General features: G+C 62.2%; 8 protein-coding genes and 1 pseudogene. 4 read left to right on the forward strand and 5 right to left on the reverse strand.

The annotated features are described in order from the left end of the window. The first annotated feature begins 116 nt into the window (after nucleotides 1–116). From H621_RS0124865 to H621_RS0124875, 3 genes are all read left to right on the forward strand, one after another. Nucleotides 117–1,247, forward strand: a complete 1,131-nt coding sequence (locus H621_RS0124865; RefSeq protein WP_028945974.1) for an NAD(P)/FAD-dependent oxidoreductase — start codon at nucleotides 117–119, stop codon at nucleotides 1,245–1,247. Nucleotides 1,248–1,268: 21 nt separating this feature from the next. After that, the gene (locus H621_RS0124870; protein ID WP_028945975.1) at nucleotides 1,269–1,646 is read left to right on the forward strand and encodes a RidA family protein; all 378 of its coding nucleotides are present in this window, start codon (nucleotides 1,269–1,271) and stop codon (nucleotides 1,644–1,646) included. A gap of 82 nt (nucleotides 1,647–1,728) precedes the next feature. Beyond that, nucleotides 1,729–2,793 carry a YkvI family membrane protein gene (locus tag H621_RS0124875; RefSeq protein ID WP_028945976.1) on the forward strand — a complete coding sequence of 355 codons (1,065 nt, stop codon included), beginning with the start codon at nucleotides 1,729–1,731 and terminating at the stop codon, nucleotides 2,791–2,793. A gap of 50 nt (nucleotides 2,794–2,843) precedes the next feature. Here H621_RS0124875 and H621_RS29345 read toward each other — a convergent pair whose 3' ends face one another. From H621_RS29345 to H621_RS0124885, 3 genes and pseudogenes are all read right to left on the reverse strand, one after another. Next, the gene (locus H621_RS29345) at nucleotides 2,844–3,629 is read right to left on the reverse strand and encodes a methyl-accepting chemotaxis protein (RefSeq protein WP_413694617.1); all 786 of its coding nucleotides are present in this window, start codon (nucleotides 3,627–3,629) and stop codon (nucleotides 2,844–2,846) included. 69 nt (nucleotides 3,630–3,698) lie between these two features. Beyond that, a pseudogene (locus H621_RS29350) lies at nucleotides 3,699–4,730 on the reverse strand (HAMP domain-containing protein); the annotation flags it as partial. A gap of 281 nt (nucleotides 4,731–5,011) precedes the next feature. After that, the gene (locus H621_RS0124885; protein ID WP_028945978.1) at nucleotides 5,012–5,887 is read right to left on the reverse strand and encodes a LysR family transcriptional regulator; all 876 of its coding nucleotides are present in this window, start codon (nucleotides 5,885–5,887) and stop codon (nucleotides 5,012–5,014) included. 123 nt (nucleotides 5,888–6,010) lie between these two features. Between H621_RS0124885 and H621_RS0124890 the strand changes: the two genes are divergently transcribed. Beyond that, the gene (locus H621_RS0124890; protein ID WP_028945979.1) at nucleotides 6,011–6,448 is read left to right on the forward strand and encodes a PACE efflux transporter; all 438 of its coding nucleotides are present in this window, start codon (nucleotides 6,011–6,013) and stop codon (nucleotides 6,446–6,448) included. A gap of 1 nt (nucleotide 6,449) precedes the next feature. Here the strand turns inward: H621_RS0124890 and H621_RS0124895 are convergent, their stop codons facing one another. Together H621_RS0124895 and H621_RS28810 are read right to left on the reverse strand one after the other, a co-directional pair. Next, nucleotides 6,450–7,499 carry a hypothetical protein gene (locus H621_RS0124895; RefSeq protein ID WP_036990392.1) on the reverse strand — a complete coding sequence of 350 codons (1,050 nt, stop codon included), beginning with the start codon at nucleotides 7,497–7,499 and terminating at the stop codon, nucleotides 6,450–6,452. A gap of 109 nt (nucleotides 7,500–7,608) precedes the next feature. Beyond that, the coding region (locus tag H621_RS28810; protein ID WP_036990393.1) for a DUF6708 domain-containing protein at nucleotides 7,609–8,058 on the reverse strand (450 nt) is incomplete at its 5' end.

The raw sequence follows: 8,058 nt of genomic DNA on the forward strand, positions 1-8,058 counted from the left end.
CGGTCGGGCATCAGGGCAGGCATCTTACCGTGGCCGCTTGCGTATTTCTAAATTCTCATATATTAGAATTCTCATAAGTGATAATTTCGGCTTCTTGAACAGGCGATGGCAAGGTTATGACGCAGACGTTCGACAGCTTGATCATTGGCGGCGGTATTGCCGGTGCCTCTCTCGGGTACCGGCTGGCACCCACGCAGCAGGTACTGATACTGGAACGTGAAGCCCAACCGGGTTATCACTCCACGGGGCGTTCGGCGGCCATGTTCATGGAGGCCTATGGCACCGAACAGATCCAGGCGCTGACCCGCGCCAGCCGGGCATTCTATGAATCACCGCCGCAGGGTTTCTGCGAGCATCCGTTGCTTGAACCGCGCGGCTGCCTGTATGTCGCCAACCTGGACCAGCAGGACCTGCTCGCCACCACCTACGCCCAGGGCCTGGCCAACGGCACCGAAGTCACGCTGCTCGACCACCAGGCGGCGCTGGCACTGGTGCCGAGCCTGCGCGCCGACACCCTGGCCGGGGCCATTCACGAGCCGGGCGCGATGGACCTGGACGTACACGCCTTGCATCAGGGCTTTCTGCGTGGCTTTCGCCAGGCCGGGGGCCAGGTGCAATGCAATGCCGAGGTGGTCGAAGGCTATTTCGATGGAGGCCTGTGGCACTTGAGCCTGGCCGATGGCAGCGGCGTACAGGCGCGCCAATTGATCAATGCTGCTGGCGCCTGGGCCGATGAAGTGGCCCGCGTGTGTGGTGTGCAGCCAGTGGGCCTGCAGCCATGCCGACGCAGCGCTTTCACCTTCGAAGGCCCGCAAGACCAGGCCTTTGCCAGTTGGCCCGCGGTGATCGGTGTTGATGAAAGCTTCTATTTCAAGCCTGACGCCGGGCAGTTGCTCGGCTCCCCGGCCAACGCCGACCCCGTCGCGCCCCAGGACGTGATGCCTGAAGAGCTGGATGTAGCCCTGGGCATCTACAACATCGAGAGCATGACCACGTTGAGCATTCGCCGCCCCAGCCACACCTGGGCCGGGCTGCGTTCATTCGTCGCCGATGGCGACCTGGTGATTGGCCAGGATCCCGAGCAACCGGCCTTTTTCTGGCTGGCCGCCCAGGGTGGCTATGGCATCCAGTCGGCGGCCGGTGTGTCGCAACTGGCCGCCGCCTTGCTGCTCGGCCAGCCGTTGCCGCAATCCCTCAGTGCCGAAGGTGTCGAGCCCCAGCGCTTGTCACCGGCACGTTTTCGTTAACCACCGTAGAAGGACTTTTCCATGTCTTCGAGCATCCAGCGTATCCCCAGCCATTTGCCATTCCCGTTCTCCAAGGCGGTGAAGGTCGGTGGCTTTGTGTTTCTTTCCGGCCAGGTGCCAATGACCCGCGAAGGCGAAGTGGTGCGCGGCGATATCCAGGCCCAGACCCGCGCCACCCTTGAGCGCATCAGCGAAACCCTTGCCGAATGCGGTGTTGGTTTCGAGCAAGTGGTCAAGGCTACGGTATGGCTGTCGGACATGCAGCATTTCGCCGGTTTCAACGAGGTGTACAAGGAATTCTTCACCCAGGGCTACCCGGTGCGTTCCACCGTCAGCGCAGGCCTTGCCCTGGGTGTGGATGTGGAGATCGAAGTGCAGGCCTGGATCGGCAACGACTGAGCAACACCCGCGCCGCCCTGGCGCATTGCTGGACAAAAACAACAAGGCCCGCACAGGGCCAAGCAGACCAGAGGATTCAGACATGCAAGAGCAGCTGAAAATTGCCGGTGCGTTTATCGGCGTCATCGTCGGTGCAGGTTTCGCCTCAGGGCGTGAGTTGTTGCTGTTCTTCGTCGACTTCGGCCTCTGGGGGCTGCTCGGCGCCCTGGTCAGCGCGGCGCTGTTCACTTTTCTCGGCATGGCCCTGGCCGGCCTTGGCAACCGGCTTCAGGCGGTCTCGCACAAGGATGTGGTGTACGCCATCTGCGGGCGCTACCTGGGCCTGTTCGTCGACTTGATGATCACCTTCTTCATGTTCGCGGTCACGGTGGTGATGCTGGCGGGTGGCGGCGCATTGCTGGAGCAGCAGTTTGGCGTGCCGGCGCTGGCAGGCAGCATGCTGGTGACTTTGCTGGTGATCGCCGTGGTCTGTCTGGATGTGCAGAAGGTGATTGTGCTGATTGGTGCGGTCACGCCATTTTTGATCCTGGTAGCCAGTGCCATTGCCGTATACGCCGTATTCACCCGCGACCTGAGCTTTACGGCCCTGAATGAAGTGGCCAGCCGGCAAGAGGCCGGCACCAGTCATTGGCTGCTTGGCGCCTTTCTTTATGTGTCGTACAACATCGTGGCCGGTGCGCCGATCCTGGCGATTCTGGGGGGCTCGGCACGCTTTGAGAAAACCGCGATCTGGGGCGGGATCCTCGGTGGTGCGGCGCTGGGCGGCTTGATGCTGGTGATGAGCGCGGGCCTGCTGTCGCGGCTGGATTCGGTGGCCGATCTGCCGATGCCGATGCTCTCGATTGCCAGTGAGATTTCCCCGGCGTTGGGCGTGGTGATGTGCGTGATCATCTTCGGCATGATCGTCAACACGGCGGTGGGCACGCTCTACTCGTTCGTGGCGCGGCTGTTGCCGGCGGGAACACGCAGTTTTCGATTGGGCTCGGTGGCGGCAGGTGTAGCCGCGTTTGTCTGCAGCCTGATCGGCTTCATCAGCCTGGTCGGCCAGGTGTATCCGTTCTTCGGTTACCTGGGCTTTGTGCTGATGCTGGCAGTGTTGATCGGCTGGTTGCGCATCGGTCGTTTCAAACGGGCCGTCGCACTGTAGCGGGGAATACTGGCGAGGGGCGCAGTGTGCCTCTCGCCAGAGTGCAGCGGTCAGATCTTGAAGCTGTCGACCAGTTGCTTCAGGCGGCCGGCCTGCTGGGCCAGGGCATCGCAATGGCGCAGGGTGTCGTTGAGGTTGGCGACGCCTTGCTGGTTCAGCACGTTGATCTGGGTGATGTCCAGGTTCAGGCTCTCGACCACGGCGGTCTGCTCTTCAGTGGCGGCGGCCACTGACTGGTTCATGCCGTCGATCTCGCCGATGCGCTGGGTCACGCTGCTCAGGCGCTCGCCGGCCTGGTTGGCGACCATCACACTTTCCTCGCTCGACACCTGGCTTGCGTTCATGTTGTGTACCGCCTCGCGGGAGCCGACCTGCAGGGTGGTGATCATCTTGTGGATCTCTTCGGCCGATTCCTGGGTGCGATGGGCCAGGTTGCGAACCTCGTCGGCGACTACGGCAAAGCCACGACCGGCTTCACCTGCACGGGCCGCCTCGATGGCTGCGTTGAGGGCCAGCAGGTTGGTCTGCTGGGAGATGCCCTTGATCACATCGAGGATCTGGCCGATGTCACCGGTGCTGGTGTTGAGGGTTTCGATCTGCGCGCAGGATTCGCTGATTTTCTGCGACAGCGAGGTCATCGCCGAGATGGTTTCTTCCACCACCTGACGGCCATCGTTGGCCTGTTCGCTGGCGCCGCTGGCGTGCTGCGAGGCGTCGGCGGCGTTGCGGGCGATTTCCTGGGTGGCGGCGCCCAGTTCGTTGATCGCCGCGGCCACGCTGTTGGTGCGCAGGCTCTGCTCTTCGGAACCGATGATCGAGGCATTGGAGGCGCTCATTACCTGCTCCGACAGGTCGTGTACCTGGCGGGTGGCCGACGATACTTCGGCAATCGAGGCGTGAATCCGCTCGACGAACTGGTTGAAGGCACCGGCCAGTTCACCGAATTCGTCCTTGTTCTCTACTACCAGGCGGCGGGTCAGGTCGCCTTCGCCCTGGGCGATGTCCTGCATGGCACGGCCCATGGTGGTCAGCGGACGCATCAGCACCGGGATCAACAGGCCGAGTACGCCGGCAATGGCGGCCACGGCAATGAGCATGGCGATGATGGCCGAGGTACGGAACTGGCTGATGCCGGCATAGGCCTTGTCTTTGTCGATGGACAGGCCGATGTACCAGTCTGCCGATGGCAGGCCGCTGACCGGGGCAAACGAGATGATCCGCTCTTCGCCGCCCAGGGTGACGTCGTGAATCCCCGGGGCTACCTGCAGGCTGCTGCCCGGGTAGATGTCCTTGAGGTTTTTCATCACGTGGTCTTTGTTCGGGCTGACGATCACCTGGCCATTGCGGTCGACCAGGAAGGCATGGCCGATACCGCCGAAGTCCACGGCATTGATGATGTCGACCAGGGTGCCCAGGCTCAGGTCGCCACCGACCACGCCGATCAACTCACCGTTGGCCTTGCTCTTGACCGGCATGGCGATGGTCACTACCAGGCCGCCGACGGCCGCCATGTAGGGCGGGGTCAGCATGGTCTGGTTGGCGGCTACCGCTGCGGTGTACCAGGGGCGTTGGCGTGGGTCATAGCCGTCCGGCATCCTGGCGTCCGGGCGCTGGGTAAATACGCCGTTGGCCTGGCCCACATAAGTGAACTGGAAGTTCCTGGTGAACGAAGGCTGATCGACCAGCCCGGGGAAGTCGGCATTGGCGCCCTGGTGGGCGACGTTCTGGGCGAGGTTTTCCAGCACCAGGATGCGGCCGCTCATCCAGTTCTGCACGCTGCTGGCCGTCTGGGCGCCGGCTTGCTTGACCGAGGACTCGATGTTCTGCCGAATGGTATTGCGCTGCAGGTAATCGTTGTAAAGGGTGAACAACGCAAATGCCAGAACCACGACGCCGCAGGCGCACAGCAGGATCTTGTGGCGAAATTTCAGGTTCATGTTCCGAGACCTTGTGCCAGTGAAGAGGAGTGCCGAGCGGTGCTTTTGGCGAGTGCTCGTACCTGTTCTCACGGGTATCGGCCGCAATGCTGAAAGGTTGATAGGCAGATTGCCGCAGGTCTGTAGACGTGGGCTGCTGTGGGGGCACGGCTGCCTACCTGGCGACTGTTGCGCAGTCGATCGCAGCCTCGTTCCCCGGCAGCGGCTACAGATTGCCGGTGTAGCCGCTGGCGACAGCCTGCGATCGACCGCACAGCGGTCGTGGTCCTAGACCGTTGCTTTTACAACAACCTCACCAGTTCCTGCGCCGCCTTTTGCAGGGGCTGGTTGTGGCGCCAGAAGGCATGCACCGGCAACTGCAGTTCGTTGCGGGTGTTCTTGAAGTCCAGGCGCAGCAGGCGGCCGGCCTCAATCAGCGGCGCCACCCGTGACAACGGAAAGTCGCCCCAGCCAAGCCCCGCTTCGACCATCTCCAGCGCCATGCTCAAGCTGTCTGTGCGCCAGAACGCCTTGCCGATCAGCGCGCGGGTGTCGGTAATCGGCAGGTCGCGGCTGGCCACCACGATCTGGCGCACATTGGCCAGGTCTTCCAGGTAGGCAATCTGCCGGGGCTGGCGCTGCAGGGCAGGGTGGTGCGGTGAAAGGGTCGCCACCAGCGACTCCATGCCGATGTTCTGAAAACGCTGCTGCGGGTCGACCGACAATCTGGCGAACGCCAGGCACAGGCTCACGCGACCTGAGTGCAGCAGCTGCAAGGCTTCCTCCTGGGGAGCGCTGAGTACCTCGATTTCCAGTAGCGGATAACGCTCGCTGATGGTCTTGATCGCGTTCAGCAGGGGAGCGTGGTCGATATCCGGCACCACGCTGATGGCCAGGGTACTTTCCAAGCCTTGGGAAAGCTCCAGCGCATGCACCTGCAGTTGACTCAACTGCGCGGCAATCATCCTGGCGTGGGGTTCAAGCGCCTGGGCGAGTGCGGTGGGACGGGTTTCACGGTGGGTGCGCTGGAACAGGGCAAAGCCCAGCTCGGCTTCAAGGTTGCCGATGGCCATGCTCACCGCTGATGGCACCCGACCCAAGGCGCGGGCAGCGGCCGAGAACGAGCCGCAGTCGAGCACCGCGAGAAACAGTTCGATGTTATCGCTGGAAAAATTCAAAGGCCAATCTCCTGTCAGTAAATCTGATAGCTGTTTACTTTTGCTGTCAAGAAGATTGACGCACTCTAGCGCGCCTCTGCTGCCTGCTCCGGCAGCGCTTTACAACGGATTCGAGGTAATACAGTGCAAGGTGTCAAACGCAAACTGGTCTACGTGACCGCCTACGAAATGATCGGCCTGTGCATGTCGACGTTGGGGCTGGCCTATCTATCGGACACCGCTCCCAACAATACCGGCCCACTGGCGGTGATGATCACCACGATCGCCATGGCCTGGAACTTTATCTACAACACCCTGTTCGAGTACTGGGAAAGTCGGCAGGTGAAGCGCGGACGCAGCGTCGTCCGCCGGATTGCCCATGCCATTGGCTTCCAGCTGACGTTGGTGATCTACCTGATCCCGCTGATCGCCTGGTGGCTGGACATGAGCCTGGTCGAAGCCTTCCTGGTGGACCTGGCCTTCATCATCCTGATCCCTTGCTACACCTTCCTCTACAACTGGGCATTCGACCGGATCTTCGGCCTGCCGACCTCGGCACAAGTGCAGGCTGCGGCGGCGTGAATCACTGGGCAGGGATGACGATCCGCAGCGAGCCGGAGTCCGGTTCTTTTTGCAGGCGGGTGGCGCCGAGCAAGTCGTCCTCGATCTCGCCCGACAGGTAGTACACCCCGGCCATGGCCCCGGTCTTGCGGTTTTCCATCAGCTCTCGCCACTCCTCGTTGAGCGCCACATTGAGGATTACCCGCAACTGCTCGATCATCGCCGGCTGCTCCTGGCTATGGGAGAACACCCCATAACCCGTGGCGACCACCGAAATCAGCGCACCGGCGGTGCGGCCCACCGCGCTGGCCACGGCACTGGCAATACCACGCGGCGCCAGGGTTGCACCGATTTTCTCACTGGCCTGCTGCGCCACCGATGACAAACCGATATCCGAGCGCTGGGTACCGGCGCGTACGGCGCTGTGCATGCGCGTGACCAATGCCGCATAAGCCGGTTGCTCGGCCAGTGATTTGCTGAACAGCAACTGGTACAGCGAGGCGTTGTGGGTGGCGGGCGGGGCGAGTGTGATGGCCTGAATGCGCGTCAGGCGCAGGTTGAACTGCTCGGGTGGCGCCCGGTAGCGTTGGGCGAGTTGTTGCAGCTGCTGGCCGAGCAACTGGATATAGAGTTCCATGGCGCGGTCACGGATCGCCTCGGGGTCGATCTCCTTGGCCACCTGGTCGAGCACGCGTTGGTGATACTGCTCCTGCAGGTACAGGGCCAGGCGCTTTTCCGGAGGATCTTTACCGTCACCACTGTTCATCTTGTACCAGGCCACCTTCATGGTCAGCCATTGCTGGGTCCAGTAGCCGGTGAACCAGGGAATGAAATCGCTCTCGGTGTATTGCTGTACCCGGTCTTTCCATACCCGCATCGAGCGTCGGGTGTAGTCATTGACCGAACTGGTGGCGGCCAGGGAGGCCTGGATAATCTCCCGGTCAATCTGCTCCCAGGTGGCGGGGTTCAGTTGCACGGGGGGCGGTTCGGCAGGTTTTTGCCTGGAGGCGCAGCCACCCAACACCAGCAGCAGGGTGAGCAAAAGGAAGGTGAGCGGGGAAGGCGGATTCACATCGCAGCCTCTGTGGACAGTCTGGCGTTTGGGTATACCTATCTGAGTATAGGAGCGGACATAGGGGGCCGGACTGCAGTCCATCGCGGGGCAAACCCGCTCAAGGTGGCTAAGACTGTTCAGAGTTGTTGGGCTTCGGTTGTCGCCGGCGGAAAGTAGCGCCTGTTTTTCTCTCGGGGCGCTTGCCCGGCCGCACTGTCCACAGGTGCGCGTTGGCCCGCAAGCGTTCCTGGATATGTGGGGGGCGATCGGCAAGAGTGGCCAGCGGTGGGATGGGTTTGCCAGGCAGCCCGGCCTGGCGGATCAGTTTCGGCCAGCGCGGTTTCCAGCACAGCAGCAGGCTTAGCCAATGGCCGAGACCGATGATCAGGAAGGCAGGGCAGATCAGCAGCAGCCCTACCTTGGTTGTTCGGGAGGCACGACGAAAATAGTGGGTGAGCCCTTCGAACTGTGGGGTGAAGGCCTGCCAGGGCCAGGGGAAATGCGAGGTGATGCGGGGCCGCGGCAGGCCTTGGGGGCCTTCGTCCATGAAGCGGCGGATGAACTCCCATTCGTCACG

The organism is Pseudomonas vranovensis DSM 16006 (genome assembly GCF_000425805.1).
Taxonomy (GTDB): Bacteria; Pseudomonadota; Gammaproteobacteria; order Pseudomonadales; family Pseudomonadaceae; genus Aquipseudomonas; species Aquipseudomonas vranovensis.